This window comes from Kitasatospora sp. NPDC038210 (genome assembly GCF_055600605.1).
This window is the reverse complement of sequence record NZ_JBVJYK010000001.1, coordinates 845,396-861,698: the sequence shown is the minus strand read 5'-3', so window position 1 is coordinate 861,698 and position 16,303 is coordinate 845,396. Positions and strand designations below refer to the sequence as shown.

Genomic DNA, 16,303 nt, shown 5'->3' with positions numbered 1-16,303 from the left:
GCCCGTTCAGACCCCTCTTCCGGGTCATGTCCCGGCGTCGGCGCGCTCGTTGAGCACGGAAAGGTACGGCGGGGGGCCGCTGGAAGGACGAGCACATGACTGGGCAGCCCACCGGAGGGCAGTGGCAGTGGCCGCAGGACGCGTGGCAGCCTCCGCCGGTCCCGACGAGTCCCCTGCCGCCGGTGCCCGTTCCCGCTCCGCCGAGGCACCGCTCGCGCAAGGCGTGGGCGGCCGCGGCGGTCGGGACGGGTGCCGTGCTGGCCTCGGTCCTGGTGATGTGCGGGCCGGGGTCGGGCGACGAGGTGCGGACGGTGGCGCTGCCGGGGGCCTCGCCGTCCGCCTCGGGTGCGGGCTCGCACGTGCCGGTGTCCCCGCCGCCCGCCACGCCGGCGCCCTCCCCGCTCCCGGCCCCGGTCCCGGCCCCGGTCCCGGGGGTCGGCGCGATGGGTGCGGTGACCGGGGCCGCCGGGGCGGCGACACCCGCGACGGCGACCGATCCCGGGGCCGCGGACGCCCAGCGCGCGTCGGGGAGCCCGCGCCCGAAGCCCGGCCACAGCCCGCGGGCCACCGCCCCGGCCCGGGCCACGCCGGGCGCGCAGGCGGGGCCGGGCGGGTCGGTGCCGAGCGCCGGCCCGGGCAGCATCTGTGACCAGGCCGAACGCGTCGGCCGCTGGCCGGCCGGCTCGGAGCAGGCCCGCCTCTGCCGCAGCGTCTACGGCTGAGCCGCCCGGGCGCAGCGCTTAAGGCCGAGCCGCCGGGCTGCCGGTACCGGCCGGCGCCCCCGGCGCCCCGGGTGATGCCCCCGGCACCGCCCCCGGCGCCCCAGCCGACGCCCCGGCCGTCCCGAGCAGGCCCCTGTCCAGCCGCGGCGCCAGCACCCGCGCCAGCGTGTCGGTGATGTGCCCGGTGTCCCGGTACAGCACCACGCCCTCCAGCACCGCCGGGCAGGAGGGCCCGGCGCCGGGGCAGAGCAGCGGGCCGAGGTCCAGGGTCCGGACGCCGTACCGGGCGGCGAGCCCGCCGTCGAGCAGCGGGTCCGGCTCGAAGGCGGTGTCGCGGGGGAAGAAGCAGGCGTCCGAGCGCCCGTCGGAGGCGGCCAGGCAGGTCGGGATGTCCTTGCCCGGCATCGGGGTGTCGCCGAGGTAGGCGAGCGGGGCGCCGAGCGCGGTGAGGCGGTCGAGGGTGCGGGTCCAGCCCTCGGTGCGCTCCTCCTGGCTTCCGTAGCGGTTGAGTCCGGCCATCAGGACCAGGCGCGGCTTGGGCCCGGAGGTGAGCCGGGTGAGGGTGTTCTCGCGCCAGCGGTCGCATTCGTCGAAGGTGCGGCCGAGCACGTTGTTGCGCACGGTGAGGGTGGCCAGCGGGCAGCCGGGCTTCACCAGCACCTCCAGCGCCCAGTGCCGCTGTTCGGCGACGGCGAGGGCGGCGGAGATCCACTGGCCGGCGTGCGAGTCGCCGAGCAGCACGATGCGGTCGGGGCTGTCCTCGGTGCCGAAGAGGCAGCGCGGGCTGCTGTCGGCGTTGAGCGGGATCTCGCAGCCCTTGCCGGGCGGGAAGTCCTCCCGCGCGCGGGCCAGCGAGGGGGTGAGGGTGAGCACCCGGGTGCCGGGGGCGAGCAGGCCCGGGCCGTCGGCGGCTCCGGCGGGGGCGGCGGCCGGGGCGGCGGCGGTCCCGCCGAGGGCGCGGACGGTGCCGCCGCCGAGGGTGAGCGCGGCGATCAGCGGGATGACGAGGGCGCTGGCGCCGACCGCGAGCCCGCGCCGGGGCGCCGGGCTGCTGCCGTACCGCAGCGGCTGTTCGACCAGGCGCAGGGTGAGCCAGGCGGGCAGCGCGCTGGCGGCGGTGAGCGCGGCCAGGGTCGTCCACGGCAGCGCGCCGTACCGGGCCTGGGCGATGGTCAGCACCGGCCAGTGCCAGAGGTACCAGGCGTAGGAGAGGCGACCGGCGGCGCGCAGCGGGCGGGCGGCGAGCAGTCGGCCGGCGTCGGGGGCGCGCAGCGGGCCGTGGCCGGCGAGCAGCACGGCGGCGGTGCCGAGGACGGGCAGCAGCGCGGCCGAGCCGGGGAACGGCGTGCTGCGGTCGTACAGGAGGACCGTTGCCGCGACGGCCGCCAGGCCGGTCCAGCCGAGCAGCCGCAGCGACCACCGCACCGATCGCCGTTCGCCGCGGGTGGCGAGCGCGCCGCCGAGCAGCGCCGCGCCGGCGCCGGCCGCGAACTCCCAGAGCCGGCTGCCGGTGGAGAAGTAGGCGAGCGGCGCCGAGGTGTGGGTCCAGCGCAGGCACAGCACCAGCGAGACGCCGCCGGTGCCGGCCGTCGCGAGGGCGATCGCGAGGGTGCGGCGGCGGCCGTGCAGGTAGCGGGCGAGGCCGAGCAGCAGGACGCCCCAGAGCAGGTAGAACTGGTTCTCCACGCCGAGCGACCAGAAGTGCTGCAGCGGGCTGGGGTCGCGTTCGGCGGCCAGGTAGTCGGTCTGTTGACCGACGAAGCGCCAGTTGGCGAACTGTCCGGCGGCGGCGATCAGGTCGCGGGCGAGGTCGGTGCCGCGCAGCGGGTCGAGCAGGGCGCCGCCGGCCACGGCGGTGGCGACCAGCACGGTGGCGGCGGCGGGCAGGATGCGCCGGGCGCGGCGGGCGGCGAAGTCCCACAGGCCGAGCGGTCGGCCGACCAGCAGGCCGGTGATCAGGAAGCCGGAGATGACGAAGAAGACGTCGACGCCGACGTAGCCGCCGGTCAGGCCGGGTACGGCGGCGTGGAAGGCGAGGACGGACAGCACGGCTGTGCCGCGCAGGCCCTCGATGTCGGGGCGGAAGGCGGCGCGCCCGCGGGGTTGCCCGCGGTCGGCGACGGAGGCACTCCTCGGGGCGGCGGGCTCCCGGCCCACTCGGACGACCTCGGGAAGCAGGTCGGCGGGCCCGGGAACGGGAACAGGGGCAGGTGCGGACGACGGTGGTACGGCCGTGGGCACGGCGGCGCTCCTTGGCAGGGTGGCAGCGGTGGTCGGGCCCGCCGGGCCGATGGGGCGGCCGGGCGGAGTCCGCGCCGGTGGGGCGACGCGCAAAGAAGTTCGTTACTGCGGAATGGAATTGACGAAGCGTCAGAACTCGTACGTCGGAACAGGGGCCGTCAGAACAGCAGCGGGTCCGCCCAGCCGGACGCCAGCAGCCCGCAGAGCAGCAGCACGGCGGTGACGGCGACGGCATCGGCACGCCCGAACCCGAGGTCGGAGCGGCTCCGCACGGGCGCGGCGACCTCGCCGACGGCGGCGTCCTTGCCGCCCTTCGCCCCGTTCAGCAGCGGCCACAGGGCCCTGATCAGCGGAATCATGGTGTACGCGGTGAGTGCGAGCAGCGCGGCGAGCGCCCAGTACGGCCGCCAGCCGTGCAGCAGCGCGGCCCGGACGAGTCCGGCGGCGCCGGCGAGGACGACGAACCCGAGCCAGCCGACCCCGATCCGGGCGACCGTACGGGCGAGTGAACTGCCGCCCGACACGGCGCCGGTGGGCACCCAGTCGGCGGAGCGGCGGCGCAGCGCGTGCGCGATGGCGACCACGTGGCAGAGTCCGCCGAGGAGTTGGACCCTGGTGACCTCGAAGCGCCACCGGGTGCGGGACATCGCGGGCAGCAGCACGAGGGCGACCCAGATCGGCGGCAGGAACGGCAGCACCTGCCAGGGTGCGATCTCCTCGGGCCGGAAGAACAGCATGATCAGGGCGGGCAGCGGTACGGCGAAGACGTTCACCGCGCTGGTGAGGTAGCCGAGGATGCCGTTCCAGAAGCAGAGCCGGGCGGACTTCGACAGCGGTCCGCGGCGGAAGTCCGGGTCGCGGACGAGGGCCAGGGAGCCGAGGCACCAGCGGTACTGCTGGCTGATGAAGGCGGGCAGGCCGGTGGGCGACATGCCCTTGGCGACCAGCGCGGGCACGTAGCGGGTGGACCAGCCGGCGCGGGCGAGGGCGAGGCCGGTGTAGAGGTCCTCGCTGTGGTCGATCTCGGCGAAGCCGCCGATCCGCTGCAGCGCGGCGCGGCGGTAGAGCGCGTTGGTGCCGCAGCAGACGGTGCCGTCCTGCGCGTCCCGGGAGGGCTGGATCCAGCGGTAGAAGATCTCCTGGGTGGCTCCGGCGGCGCGTTCGAGCCAGGACATGTCCGCGTCGGTGTCGAAGCACTGCGGGCTCTGCACGATGCCGACCCCGGGGTTGTCGAGGTAGGGCACCAGGTGGTGCAGGAAGTCGGGGCGCGGGCAGAAGTCGGCGTCCAGGACGGCGACGATCTCGCCGGTGCCCTCGGCCAGGCCGTGGTTGAGGTTGCCGGCCTTCTTGAAGCGGCCCCGGTCGGGGCGGGCCCGGTACTCGAAGCCGTACGACTCGGCGAGTCGGCGGACCTCGGGGCGGTCGGCGTCGTCGAGGACGAGGACGGTCAGTTCGCCGGGCCAGCGGACGGCGGCGGTGTACCGGTAGGCGTTGTCGAGGACGGCCAGCGGTTCGCCGGCGGTGGGCAGCAGCAGGTCCACGCTCGGGTGGCGGGCGGGCTGCCAGGCGCGCATCAGCAGGTCGTGCGAGTCGCGGGTGAAGCGGCGGGCGCGCTGGCCGTCGGTGAGCGAGAGCAGCCAGGTGGCCGCGTTGAGCACGGTGAGCACGAGGAACGGCCAGAGCAGCGGCTTGCTGAGGGCGAACAGGCCGAGTGTGGCGGTGGCTCCCGCGTAGGAGAGGGTGGCGCAGAGCAGCACCCAGCGGCGCTGCGGGCCGAAGTACCAGTAGAGCTCCTCGTCGTCGGGCGGGGCGGGCAGGCGCAGGTCGGGGTCCGCGGGTTTCCGGCGCGGACCGGCGTCGGGTGCGGGCATGGCGGTGCCGTGGAGTACGGGCATGCGGAAGTGGCCCCCCTGGGCATCGGACGGTGCGTGGCCGTTCGCGCCCAGCCTCTCACATTGGCCTAGACCAATCATGAACGAGGTATGACATCTCCGCATCGCCCCAGGTCGGCGACTTGACGTCGCATCACCTGCCGCGATCGGGTCCGGCGAGCCTGGACCGAACCGCGAGCGGGCCCGTCGACCGGGCCCACCCGCGAGCGCCCGCCCGCGTGCGCCTCAGGAGGCCTTCAGCTCCTTGACCAGGTGCTCGAAGCGCAGGTCCGGCCGCAGCGGGATGCCGAAGCGCTCGTCGCCGTACGGGAACGGACTGAACTCACCGGTGCGGCGGAAACCGCGCCGCTCGTACCAGGCGATCAGCTCCGCGCGCTGCTCGATCACCGTCATCTCCATCGCGGCGACGCCCCACTCCTCGCCGGCCAGCCGCTCGGCCTCGGCCAGCACGGCCCGGCCGACCCCGCCGCCCTGCAGGCCGGGGCGCACCGAGAACATCCCGAAGTACGCCCGCTCGCCACGCCGCTCCAGCTGGCAGCAGGCGACCAGCCGGCCGTCGCACTCGGCGAGCAGCACCAGCCCCGCGGGGTGGCCGACCGCCTCCGCGACGGCCTCGGGATTGGTCCGCCGGCCGGCCAGCAGGTCGGCCTCGGTGGTCCACCCGGCCCGGCTGGAGTCGCCGCGGTAGGCGGACTCGACCAGCTCGACCAGGGCCGGGACGTCGGCGGGCGTGGCGCGCCGGAAGGCGGGCTCCGCGACGGGCCGGGCGGTGTCGGGTGCGGTGTCGGTCATGACCGGATCCTTTCCTCCGTGCTGGTGCCGCCCGTGACGGCCGGCACGCGGGCATCGTGTCACAGCGCCTCGGGCGGCCCCGGGGCCGGGACCGGCAAGACCGGCAACGCGCGTTGCCGGTGGTGGCGATCCGGCACGTGTGACGCCGGGTCAGGAAGGGGCCCCGGATGCCTGGCGGCACTGGCGCGGACATGGCTACCCTGCCGTACGGCCGCGCCAGTCCCGGCCGTTCCGGGCCGCTCGGGCCCACCCGCACCGGACCAGAGGAGTGTTCATGCCCCGCTCTTCCCGCTCCGCCCGCACCACCGGTACCGACGGCCCCGCCCGCCGCAGGCTGCCCGCCCTGGCCGCGCTCGCCGCCGCGACCGCCCTGGCTGCCGGCGCGGCCGCTCCGGCGTACGCGGCCGAGCCCGCCCCGGTCACCCCGGTCTCCCCCGTCGTCGAGGGCACCGCCGCCTTCCACCCCGACCGGGACTTCGCCGGCTCCACCGTCGCCGCCCACGAGGGGCGCGGCACCGCGGCGCCGACCACCTCCCTCGCCGCCACCCAGACCCCCGGCCTGGACGTCGCCAGCTACCAGGGCAACGTCGGCTGGTCCTCGGTGGCGGCCAACGGCGCCAAGTTCGCCTACGTCAAGGCCACCGAGGGCACCGGCTACACCAACCCGTACTTCGCCCAGCAGTACAACGGCTCCTACAACGCCGGCCTGATCCGCGGTGCCTACCACTTCGCACTGCCGAACTCCTCCTCCGGCGCCACCCAGGCCAACTACTTCGTGAACCACGGCGGCGGCTGGTCCGCCGACGGCAAGACCCTGCCACCCGCCCTCGACATCGAGTACAACCCCTACGGCGCCACCTGCTACGGCCTGAGCCAGAGCGCCATGGTCAACTGGATCCGCGACTTCAACACCACCGTCCACACCCGCACCGGCCGCTACCCCACCATCTACACCACCACCAACTGGTGGACCCAGTGCACCGGCAACTACGCCGGCTTCGCCGCCACCAACCCCCTCTGGATAGCCCGCTACGCCTCCACCATCGGCGCCCTCCCGAACGGCTGGGGCTACCAGACCTTCTGGCAGTACGCCGACTCCGGCACCTTCCCCGGCGACCAGGACTACTTCAACGGCGCCCCCGACCGCCTCCGCGCCCTCGCCCTCGGCTGACCCACCACACACCCACCGGTGCGGGGCACCCCCACCCGCCCCGCACCGGCAGCAGCCCCGCCGCCACGCTCGGTCCCTGGAAGACCACCTCGCCGATGTGCACTCCGGAGCGGATTCCCCTCGTCGTCCACGATGAGGATCCGGTGACCCGCGACGGGGCGTCCGCCGGGCACGAACACCACGTGCGGCCCGGGAGCCTCCGCCTCCGCGACGGGCCGCGCGAGGCCGCTCGCGTGGTGGGGCTCCTGCTGGATGCCCGCTCTGCACGATCAGCCGGGGCAATGACCTTCAGGTCCAGGCCGACGGCCGTCCGGCGCGCCCGGACTGCCGGATCCTTGACGGGTCTGCCGTCTGCCGGCAACCGGACCGCGCCACTGCCGTCCCGCTGACCGGGACAGGCTGTTCACGGTGGCGTGGACGGCACCGGCCCGCTCCCCGGGCGGGCGCGGGCGGCGTTCGACCGACCGGTGGCCCGCGTCGGTGACGGGGCGGGCGTCCGCTACTCGAAGGCCCTCAGGGGGTCCTCGCCGTCGGTCCACCGGACGTCGAGCCGCTGGCGGACCAGGAGCCAGCCCTCGGGGCCCCGGCGGAACTCCCAGTCGTAGGGCCCTCCCACGGAGTACGGGGCACCGGCACGCCCGGGTGTGACGACCGCGACGAAGCACATGTAGCCGATGCCGGTGGCCCGGTCGCCCTCGACGTCGACGTGCAGGTTGAGGATGTGGTGCTGCATGGCCGCGTACGGCGCTTCCGCCTCCTCCACCTTCGCCCGGATCGCCTCCCTGCCGCGGATCGTCTCCCACGGTCCGAACTCCAGGACCGCGTCCTCGGCCCAGCACTCGATCCAGGTCTGCCAGTCCTTGCGGTCCAGCGCCCGCCATCCGCGCATCAGGAGGGTGCGCAGCGCCTCCTTGTCCTCCAGGATCCGCAGTCTGCGGGCCAGGTCGTCGTCGGTGGTGTGGTGCGGCACGGCGGGTTCCGTGCCGGAGGGGGTCACTGGGCGCTCGCGGTGGGACGGACGACGATCTCGTTGACGTCGACCCCGGACGGCTGGGAGACGGCGTAGGCGATGGCCCGCGCGATCGCGCCGGCCGGCAGTGCCACGGCGCGGTAGGCCTCCATGGCCTTCCTGGCGGCGGGGTCGCCGATGCCGTCGGCGAGTTCGGACTCGGTCACCCCCGGGGAGACGAGGGTGACCCGGATGTCCCCGGTCGACTCCTGACGCAGTCCTTCGGAGATCGCGCGCACGGCGAACTTGGTGGCGCAGTAGACGGCCGCGGTCGGGGAGACCTCGTACGCCCCGACGGAGGCGATGTTCACGAAGTGCCCGCCGCCCTGGGCGCGCATCAGCGGCAGCGCGGCGGCGATGCCGTGGAGGACTCCCCGCACGTTCACGTCGATCATCCGGTCCCACTCGTCGGTCCTCAGGGCGGTGAGCAGTGAGAGCGGCATCACCCCGGCGTTGTTGACCATCACGTCGAGGCGCCCGAAGCGCTCGCGGGCCGCGGCCACGAAGGCCTCGACGTCGGCCGCGTCCGTGACGTCCAGCCGCCGGGACGCGGCGGTGCCGCCGCCCTCGGCGATCTCCCGGACCACCGCGCCGAGGCGGTCGGTACGCCGCGCTCCGAGGAGCACGCGGTGGCCGTCGGCGGCGAGGAGACGGGCCGTCGCCTCTCCGATCCCGCTGCTCGCGCCGGTGATCGCCACGACCTTGCCTGTGTCTGTCATGCCTGCTGTTTCCTCTCGCTGTGCAGATCGGTCCTGCCCGACCGAGTCTGGGCAGGACGGCGGCCGCCGACCAGGACGGCCCGTGCCTGGGTGCACCGCACCCGGGCACCGCACCGGCGTCGCGGCCTAACCTGACGGCATGACCGACGACAACCGCCTCGGGGAGTACCTGCGCGCACGCAGGGCGGCCCTGCGACCGCAGGACATCGGCATCGCGAGCCACGGCGTGCGCAGGGTCGCCGGGCTGCGCCGCGAGGAGGTCGCCGTCCTGGCCGGAGTGAACGCCGACTACTACACCCGGCTGGAACAGGGGCGTGAACGCCACCCGTCGGCCCAGGTGCTCGACGCGCTCGGCCGCGCGCTGCACCTGTGCCCCGATGCCCGCGCGCACCTGCACCGCCTGGCGGGAACCACCCCGGGCACCAGGCCCGCCGGTACCACGGACCGGGTCCATCCCGCCCTCCGGCAGCTGCTGGACGGCTACCCGGCGGCTCCGGCCTTCGTCGTCAACCGGACCCTGGACGTCCTGGCGGCCAACGCCCTGGCCGAGGCCCTGCACTCACCCTTCGAACGGATGGACAACCTGGCCCGCATGACGTTCCTCGATCCGGCGGGCCGCCGGTTCCACACCCGCTGGCGCCGAGCCGCGGAGGCCGTCGTGGCGCACCTGCGAGAGGCGGCCGGTGTCGACCCCGACAACCCCCGGCTGCGGGACCTCACCCGCGGCCTCACCGAGCGGAGCGCCGACTTCGCCGTCCTGTGGAGCAGCCACGTGGTGCGCGGCAAGACCCGGGAGGCCAAGCACCTGCTCCACCCGGACGTCGGGCCCCTGGAACTCGCGTACGAGACCTTCGACGTGCGCGCCGAACCGGGCCAGCAGCTCGTCATCTACCAGGCGGAGCCCGGCAGTTCCAGCGCCCGCTCCCTCAGCCTGCTCGGCTCCCTCCACGCCGCCCCGGTCCCGCCCGCCAGGTGACCGCGGCATCCGGCGCCCATCGAGTGCTTCCGCCGCGACGAGTCCGCCTCCCCCCTCCCCCCGGCCGCCCCCCCGGCCCGAGCCCGGCCTGAGCCCGGCACCCGGGCCGCCCGCTCCGCGGACGGACGCCCGTCGCACTGCGAAGCAGCCACCAGCCGCCGATCCCCAAGGCTCGGTACGGAATCCGCCGAAGAAGGCACCACGAAGGCGAGTTTCGCCCATTCCGTCGCACCGCAGGGCCTGCCGAGGGAGCCCGGGCCGAGCATGGATGTCATCCGCTCCACCCCGGTTCCGACGTACACCGGCGGATCCGGGCCGTGGAAGGACCACCCGGTGATCCTCGACCCGCGCATCCGGTCCACCCGGCGCGATCGGTCGGCCGCCGGCACCTCCGGGGCTGCCACCGGCGGCACCGCGCAGGAGGCCTGCGGTACGGCATCGCCGCAGGCCCGCGGATTCACAGCACCCGAGAACGACGCATCCACCCTGGAGGTCCACGTGCCCGCGTCCGCACAACGGGAGAACGTACGCTTCGCCAGCGGCGGCACCTCATGCGCCGCCTGGTACTACCCGGGATCCAACGGCGGCTGTGTGATCATGGCCGGCGGGACCTCGGTGACCAAGGAGCCGGCCACGGACCTGTTCGCCGCACGCTTCAACGACGCCGGCTTCGCCGTCCTCGCCTTCGATCACCGACGGTTCGGGGAGAGCGGGGGCGCACCACGTCAGGTCGTCCGCTTCGACGAGCAGATCGCCGACTGGCACGCCGCGATCGAGTACGCGGCCACCCTGCCCGACGTCGACCCGGAGAGGATCTCGGTCTGGGGTTTCTCGCTCGCGGGCGGCCACGTCTTCCGCGTCGCGGCCGATCACCCCCGACTGGCCTGCGCCATCGCACAGACGCCGCTGGTCGACGGGCGCGCCCTCGCCCCCCATGCGCTGCGTGCCATGACGCCCATCGCGGCGTTGCGGCTCTTCGGCCGGGGTGTCGCGGACACGCTCGGGAGCCTCGTCGGCCGTCCGCCGATGCTGGTCCCCACCGCCGGCCCGCGCGGCACCGTCGCCTCGCTCACCACACGCGACGCCATGGACGGTGACCGGGCCCTCGATCCCGACCGCCGCCACACCACCTGGGAGCAGACGGTCGCCGCCCGGATCGCGCTCCAGCTCCCCGGGTACCGGCCCGGTCGCCACGCGTCCCGGATCCGGTGCCCCCTGCTGGTTGTCGTCTGCGACCAGGACCAGAGCACGCTCCCCGGCCCCGCCGTCGGGGCGGCCCGGCACACCCCGGACGCCGAAGTGGTCCACCTGCCGGGCCGCCACTACGCCCCCTTCCTCGAAGCGCACGAACAGGCCGCCCGGACGCAGATCGCTTTCCTGCGCAGGCACTTGGCCCCGCACGCGGCCCGCACGCCGTGACCGACCGGGACGAGGCGAGGGGTTGCCGCCGGACGGCTCGTCCCCGCCCCGTTCCCATCCGTTCCCCGTCTGTCCCGGCTCGCACCGGCTCGCACCGGCTCGGCACCGGCTTGCACCGGCTCGGCACCGGCTCGGCACCGGCTCGCACCGTATGCTCCCGGATCCGGTCCTGCACGCCCACGGACGGACCCGAACCCGAACAGTCGTTTCACCGACGGCTGTCCACGCGCCCACGCGCCCTCGACCGACATTCCACGAAGGAGATTCCCGTGATCCTGGTGACCGGAGCGACCGGCCTGGTCGGCCGTCCACTCGTGACCGCCCTCGCCGCCGACGGCCGGGCCGTCCGCGCGGTGACCCGCACCCCCGCGACCGCCGCGCTGCCCGACGGCATCGAGATCGTCCACGGCGACCCGTCCCGTCCGAGCACGCTCGCCGATGCCCTGAAGGGCGTCACCGCACTGTTCCTGCACCCCAGGGCGGCCGGAGAGGCCGCCGCCGAACTCGTCGCGCTCGCCCGCGACCGGGGCGTACGCCGCGTGGTCGCGCTGAGCGCGCTCAACATCGACGAGGACCCGGACGACCAGCCCTCCCGGCACCGTGGCGACCGCAACAAGGAGGCGGAACAGGCCGTGACCGCCAGCGGACTGGAGTGGGCCAGCCTGCGCTCCGGCACGTTCGCCGCCAGCAGCCTGCACGCCTGGGGTGCCCAGATCCGAGCCGGTGACGTCGTCCATGGCCCCTACCCGGAGTTCTCCGAGGCGCAGATCCACGAACAGGACCTCGCCGATGTCGCGGCCCGGGCCCTGATCACGGACCGGCCGCTCGGCCGACTGGAACTCACCGGCCCGCACGCCCTGACCCACGCCCGGATGATCGAGGTGATCGGCGGCGTCCTCGGCCGTCCCCTGACCTACCGGGGCGTACCGCCCGAGGCAGCCGCCGAAGCCCTCCTGCGCCAGGGCGTCGCCGCGCCGTTCGTCGCCGCCCTGCTGGCTCGCTACCGCCGGGAGCTCGGTCGCCCCGCCGTCGTGACCGACACCGTCCGACGGGTGCTCGGCCGCCCGGCCCACGACTACGCGACCTGGGTCGCCGACCATGCGGACGCGTTCGCGGCCCCGCCCACGACCGCCGGCTTCACCCCGCCATCGAGGTGAGTCCCGTGACACGGGCAGTCCCGACCGGACACCGGCAGCCCACGCGACCGGCGCGCCAGTAGCCGCCGATCACAAGCGCCGCGCCGGCCCGGCACCGCGGATGCCGTCACCTCGTCGTCGCCGACACCGGCGCGCCGACACCTACGGCGACGCGGGATACGACGGTGCGGGGGTGCGTTTGACGGCTCGGCTGACGATGGCCGTCTCGATGTGGGTGATGCCCAGGCCGACCAGGTCGCGGGAGAGGAAACCGTAGAGGGCCGTCAGGTCGGGGAAGTACGCGGCGGCGTGCAGGTTCGAGGGACCCGAGGTCGCGAAGGCGCCGTGGACCGCGGAATGGTCGGCCAGGGCCTGTCCGGCGGCAGCGAGGTGGTCCGGGGGCACGTGCAGCAGGAGTTTGGCCTCGATGGGCAGCCCGAGCCGGCGGGGCTCGACCAGAACCTGGGTGATCAGGCGGCCCTGGGCGGTGAGTCGGGCCAGGCGTCGGCGCACGGTGCTCTCCGGGTGGCCGGTGCGCGCGGCCAGGGCCGCTGCGGGCAGACGGGCGTCGGGGTCGAGGGCGTCGAGGAGGGTCTGCTCCAGGGGGTCGGTGTCGATGCCGTAGGGGCCGGGGGAGCCGGTGCCCGGGCCGGCGGCGGTCGCTCCGGGGGCCGGCGCGGCCCGGCTCAGTGCCGCGCGTTCGGCTGCGGTCAGCACCTGATGGCGCCACTCGGAGGTGAGCCGGAAGACGTGCAGGATCGTGGCGCTCTCCAGGGAGGTGACCGCCTGGGTGGAGGGCAGTTGCCGGAAGACCAGCGGGTCGCGTGAGCCCGGTTCGGTGCGGGCGACCGCGAAGATCTCGTCACCCGAGGTGGTGACGTCGATGAACGGGATGTCCTCGCGCGCGGCGAGCGCGGCGACGATCGTGTCGAGCTTGCCCCGTAGGACCCGGATCCGCAGGAACAGCGCCCCGGCCGAGCCGCCGTTGCGCGGTCGCGCCACCGGTGAGACCACCACCCGCAGTGTGCCGTCGGCGCCGAGCGCCTGCAGACGGCGCCGCACGGTGGCGGGGCTGAGCCCCAGCACCTGGGCCGCCCGCTCCGCAGACAGACGCCCGTCGCACTGCAAAGCGGCCACCAGCCGCTGATCCACGAGGCTCAGTACGGGATCCGCCGACGAATGCACCATGAAGGCAAGTTTCGCCCATAGAGCCGCACCGCAGGGCCCGTTCCTGAAATCACGACCCCGACAGAAAGACCGTCAGCCCGGCACTCGCGGAAGAAAGACCCGAACCGGAAGTCGAGTTGACGGAACCTCATGCCCGCGTGTGCGGCGGTGACTCCTGCGGGGCCGCCGTTCCGTACAGCACCAGCGGCCCGAACAGAACAGCCCGTACAGCTGGTGGTCCGACTCCGCCACCGGCGGACGCCACCGCCGGACGCCACCGCCGGACGCCACCGCCGGGCGGGCGCCGTCAGCGGCGCCGGTCCAGCCGTAGCGCCAGCGCAGGGCACTGGCTCACCGCCTGGCGCGCGGCGTGCCGCTGCCACGGCGCGACGGGCATCGACGTCGACGCGGGATAGCCGTGCGGGCCCAGCCGGACGAGCCCGGGCGCCACGACGGCGCACAGTCCGTGCCCCGCGCACCGGGACCAGTCCACCTCCAGACGGGGCCCGCTCTCCGCGGGCAGCGGCAGTACGCCGAGCACCGGCCGTCCGCAGCCCGGGCCGGCGACGTGGGCGGCCACGTCCTGCGCGAACACGTCGAGCGCGGTCAGGACGAAGCGGGCCGTGCCGTCCGGGTGCGAGCAGGCGCCGCCGCCCTGCGCCGCCCCGAGGGCGCTGCGGACCTGCGCCAATGTGGCGGGCCCGGCGCCGCCGGCCAGGGCCGCCAGTGCGTCGGCGGCGTCGGGCAGTCCCCGTCGGCAGGGTCCGCACTGTCCGGCGGACTCGCCCGCCAGCCAGGCCGCGACCCGGGCGATCTCGCCGATCGGGCAGGTGTCCCCGGGCAGTGCGACGACCGCCCCGGCCCCGAAGGTTCCGCCGAGTCCCGCCAGACCGGCCCGGGACAGCGGGGCACCGACGGCGTCCCGCCCGGGCAGCCACGCCCCGTGGTAGCCGCCGACGAGCACGCCCTCGCCCGCGGGGGTGCCGCAGGCTTCCAGCACCGGCCCCATCGGCGTCCCGGCCGGGACCTCCACCACCAACGGACCGGCCGCCGGTCGGTTGACGGTCAGCAGCACGGTGCCGGGTTCCGCGGCAGTGCCGACCGTCCCGTACGCATCGACGCCGAGGCGGACGACCAGTGCGAGCTGGGCCCACGTCTCGGCGTTGGACAGCAGCGTGGGGCGCCGTCGGACACCGCCCGGCCCGCCGTCGGCAGCGCGTGACTTCACCGTGCCGGGGAGGACCGCGAGGCCGTTCACCCCGCGGATCAGCGCGCTGGACTCGCCGGAGACGAACCGCTCGGGCAGGCACACCAGGCGGGCCGGGCACGGCAGGTCGTTCTCGCGCTCGGCGAGCGCGGCGGTGACGGAGTCCTCGCCGGGGCCGCCCGCGGCGACGCCGATCACGATCTCCTCCGCCCCGAAGGCGGCCGCCGCCGCGCACGCCCCGTCCAGGACGAGGTGCGGCACACGGGCGAGCAGCATGGTGTCCTTGGCGCTGGGCGGCTCGCCCTCGGCACCGTTGACCACGATCACGGGGCGCGCGCCGGAGCGGTCGGACGCCGCGAGGGTGGCGCGGGCCTTGCGGGCGAACGGGAACCCGGCGCCACCGCGGCCCCGCAGGTCCACGCCCTCGGCCAGCGCGAGCAGGTCGTCCCGGGACGGGTGCGGCGGCAACGGGTGGACGGACCTGTGTGCCGCGAGGTCCAGTCGCGTCCTGCGGTCCAGGCCGGCCGTGAGCCGGGCAGGCGCCAGCCAGCGCACCTCGGGCAGCGCGGGTGCCGGGCTCATCGGCCACCGCCCGGCCGGGCCAGGTGCAGCGGGACGGCTGCGGGCGGTCCGGCGTGCCGGGGCCGGCGCGCCGGCCGGTCCGCGGCGGCGGAACCGGCCACGGACAGGCCCGGCCGGGCCAGCGGACGGGTACCGGTGTCCGCGAGGGAGGAACGCGCGGCGGCCGCGGCGAGGCTGGTCGCGTGCGCGGGGGCGGGACGGCGGGCGCGCGTGCCACGCCGGTGCAGTCCGGCGGCCCGTCGCCGGCCTGCCCCGGCGAGGGTGCGCACCAGCAGCGCGAGGGCCACCGCAGCCGCGCACAGCCCGTAGCCCCACCACACCCAGGCGTGGGCCGGTCGTCCCGCGGTCAGCCCGTGGGCCAGGGCGACCGGCCAGCACGCGTACGCGGTGGAGTGCAGGACCCGCCACAGCCAGGCGTGGCGGCTGCCCGCGAACCGTCCGCGCAGCACGCCGGTGGCCGCCACCAGCACCATCAGGTCGGCGGCCACGGTGCCCAGGGCGATCTCGACGCCCGTACCGCCGGCACCTCCGGTGAAGGGCACCACCGCGGCCCACGGGCCGGCGTGCCGCTCGGCGACCTTGACCGCGATGTGGACGCCCAGGAATCCGAGGGCCGCGACGGCCGTCGCCCGGTGTGCCGACTGCAGGGCCACCCGCAGCCGCGGTGTCAGCATCAGCCGGTCGGTGGCGGTCAGACCGCACACCACCACGGCGGTCAGCGACAGCAGGGTGAACACGCCCGCGAAGTAGTCCAGGAAGGCCTGGACGCGCCCGGCCGCCAGGAGCAACGGGTGAAGCGCCGACGCGGTGGGCAGGGCTGGACCGGACATCGGGACACCTTCTTCCGCTGGCCCGGATCGCACGGCTCGTGCCGGAGCCGGGATCTCGGCAGGGCGAACCCTGGGGCCCGCACGGGGGATGCCGCCCACCGGTGACACGGCGGGAGAGGCAGGACTGGCCCATTCTTAGCGGGGCCCGGGCCGGGACCCAAGGCCGCTCAGTACGACCACGAACCGTAGGCGGGCGCCGCTCGGGCTCCCCGGCAACGCTCCGACCAGGGAGGACGCGACTACGACCGGCCGTAGGAGACGCTCCGGCCGGTGTTACCGGCCTCACGTGCCGACGGCGTCCGGCCATCGGAGCTACCAGCCGGTAGGTCCGGATCCGCGGGCAACACGGACGCGCCGCCGAGCCTCGGCCTTCCTGCCCGACCGTGCTCTCCCCCGCCCGGCCGCCCCGGTCGCCGCGCCCAGGGGGCGGACGGCGACAG

General features: G+C 75.4%; 13 protein-coding genes. 5 read left to right on the top strand and 8 right to left on the bottom strand.

The window, feature by feature from the left end; translation table 11 throughout:
- Positions 1–95 precede the first annotated feature (95 nt).
- Positions 96–722 carry a hypothetical protein gene (locus ACZ7KX_RS03510; protein ID WP_470325064.1) on the top strand — a complete coding sequence of 209 codons (627 nt, stop codon included), beginning with the start codon at positions 96–98 and terminating at the stop codon, positions 720–722.
- A gap of 18 nt (positions 723–740) precedes the next feature.
- Here the strand turns inward: ACZ7KX_RS03510 and ACZ7KX_RS03505 are convergent, their stop codons facing one another.
- The 3 genes from ACZ7KX_RS03505 to ACZ7KX_RS03495 form a co-directional block, all read right to left on the bottom strand.
- Entirely contained in the window at positions 741–2,963 is a 2,223-nt protein-coding gene (locus tag ACZ7KX_RS03505) for an acyltransferase family protein (RefSeq protein WP_470325063.1), read from the bottom strand.
- 158 nt (positions 2,964–3,121) lie between these two features.
- Positions 3,122–4,858, bottom strand: a complete 1,737-nt coding sequence (locus ACZ7KX_RS03500; RefSeq protein ID WP_470325062.1) for a glycosyltransferase family 2 protein — start codon at positions 4,856–4,858, stop codon at positions 3,122–3,124.
- 222 nt (positions 4,859–5,080) lie between these two features.
- On the bottom strand, positions 5,081–5,647 hold the full coding sequence (locus ACZ7KX_RS03495) for a GNAT family N-acetyltransferase (RefSeq protein WP_470325061.1): 567 nt from the start codon (positions 5,645–5,647) through the stop codon (positions 5,081–5,083).
- 274 nt (positions 5,648–5,921) lie between these two features.
- Here ACZ7KX_RS03495 and ACZ7KX_RS03490 point away from each other — a divergent pair, with 274 nt between their 5' ends.
- Positions 5,922–6,818, top strand: coding sequence for a lysozyme (locus ACZ7KX_RS03490; protein WP_470325060.1), 897 nt, complete (start codon positions 5,922–5,924; stop codon positions 6,816–6,818).
- Positions 6,819–7,317: 499 nt separating this feature from the next.
- Here ACZ7KX_RS03490 and ACZ7KX_RS03485 read toward each other — a convergent pair whose 3' ends face one another.
- Together ACZ7KX_RS03485 and ACZ7KX_RS03480 are read right to left on the bottom strand one after the other, a co-directional pair.
- Positions 7,318–7,788, bottom strand: a complete 471-nt coding sequence (locus tag ACZ7KX_RS03485) for a nuclear transport factor 2 family protein (protein WP_470325059.1) — start codon at positions 7,786–7,788, stop codon at positions 7,318–7,320.
- 23 nt (positions 7,789–7,811) lie between these two features.
- Positions 7,812–8,546 (bottom strand): SDR family oxidoreductase, encoded by a 735-nt coding sequence (locus ACZ7KX_RS03480; RefSeq protein WP_470325058.1) that lies wholly within the window; start codon positions 8,544–8,546, stop codon positions 7,812–7,814.
- Positions 8,547–8,685: 139 nt separating this feature from the next.
- Here ACZ7KX_RS03480 and ACZ7KX_RS03475 point away from each other — a divergent pair, with 139 nt between their 5' ends.
- From ACZ7KX_RS03475 to ACZ7KX_RS03465, 3 genes are all read left to right on the top strand, one after another.
- A complete protein-coding gene (locus ACZ7KX_RS03475; protein ID WP_470325057.1) occupies positions 8,686–9,522 on the top strand; it encodes a helix-turn-helix transcriptional regulator in 837 nt (278 codons plus the stop codon).
- Positions 9,523–9,786: 264 nt separating this feature from the next.
- Entirely contained in the window at positions 9,787–10,941 is a 1,155-nt protein-coding gene (locus ACZ7KX_RS03470) for an alpha/beta hydrolase (RefSeq protein WP_470325056.1), read from the top strand.
- Positions 10,942–11,210: 269 nt separating this feature from the next.
- The gene (locus ACZ7KX_RS03465; RefSeq protein ID WP_470325055.1) at positions 11,211–12,098 is read left to right on the top strand and encodes an NAD(P)H-binding protein; all 888 of its coding nucleotides are present in this window, start codon (positions 11,211–11,213) and stop codon (positions 12,096–12,098) included.
- Positions 12,099–12,239: 141 nt separating this feature from the next.
- Here ACZ7KX_RS03465 and ACZ7KX_RS03460 read toward each other — a convergent pair whose 3' ends face one another.
- The 3 genes from ACZ7KX_RS03460 to ACZ7KX_RS03450 form a co-directional block, all read right to left on the bottom strand.
- On the bottom strand, positions 12,240–13,265 hold the full coding sequence (locus ACZ7KX_RS03460) for an Lrp/AsnC family transcriptional regulator (RefSeq protein ID WP_470325054.1): 1,026 nt from the start codon (positions 13,263–13,265) through the stop codon (positions 12,240–12,242).
- A gap of 286 nt (positions 13,266–13,551) precedes the next feature.
- Entirely contained in the window at positions 13,552–15,033 is a 1,482-nt protein-coding gene (locus ACZ7KX_RS03455; protein ID WP_470325053.1) for an NADH-ubiquinone oxidoreductase-F iron-sulfur binding region domain-containing protein, read from the bottom strand.
- The gene (locus ACZ7KX_RS03450) at positions 15,030–15,863 is read right to left on the bottom strand and encodes a hypothetical protein (protein WP_470325052.1); all 834 of its coding nucleotides are present in this window, start codon (positions 15,861–15,863) and stop codon (positions 15,030–15,032) included. Before ACZ7KX_RS03450 ends, ACZ7KX_RS03455 begins: the two co-directional genes overlap by 4 nt.
- Positions 15,864–16,303 lie beyond the last annotated feature (440 nt).

Coding starts and splice junctions, on each gene's coding strand:
- ACZ7KX_RS03470 (WP_470325056.1), top strand. CDS start 9,787: ATGGATGTCATCCGCTCCACCCCGGTTCCGACGTACACCGGCGGATCC.
- ACZ7KX_RS03460 (WP_470325054.1), bottom strand. CDS start 13,265: ATGGTGCATTCGTCGGCGGATCCCGTACTGAGCCTCGTGGATCAGCGG.
- ACZ7KX_RS03455 (WP_470325053.1), bottom strand. CDS start 15,033: ATGAGCCCGGCACCCGCGCTGCCCGAGGTGCGCTGGCTGGCGCCTGCC.
- ACZ7KX_RS03495 (WP_470325061.1), bottom strand. CDS start 5,647: ATGACCGACACCGCACCCGACACCGCCCGGCCCGTCGCGGAGCCCGCC.
- ACZ7KX_RS03500 (WP_470325062.1), bottom strand. CDS start 4,858: ATGCCCGTACTCCACGGCACCGCCATGCCCGCACCCGACGCCGGTCCG.
- ACZ7KX_RS03475 (WP_470325057.1), top strand. CDS start 8,686: ATGACCGACGACAACCGCCTCGGGGAGTACCTGCGCGCACGCAGGGCG.
- ACZ7KX_RS03480 (WP_470325058.1), bottom strand. CDS start 8,546: ATGACAGACACAGGCAAGGTCGTGGCGATCACCGGCGCGAGCAGCGGG.
- ACZ7KX_RS03450 (WP_470325052.1), bottom strand. CDS start 15,863: ATGTCCGGTCCAGCCCTGCCCACCGCGTCGGCGCTTCACCCGTTGCTC.
- ACZ7KX_RS03510 (WP_470325064.1), top strand. CDS start 96: ATGACTGGGCAGCCCACCGGAGGGCAGTGGCAGTGGCCGCAGGACGCG.
- ACZ7KX_RS03490 (WP_470325060.1), top strand. CDS start 5,922: ATGCCCCGCTCTTCCCGCTCCGCCCGCACCACCGGTACCGACGGCCCC.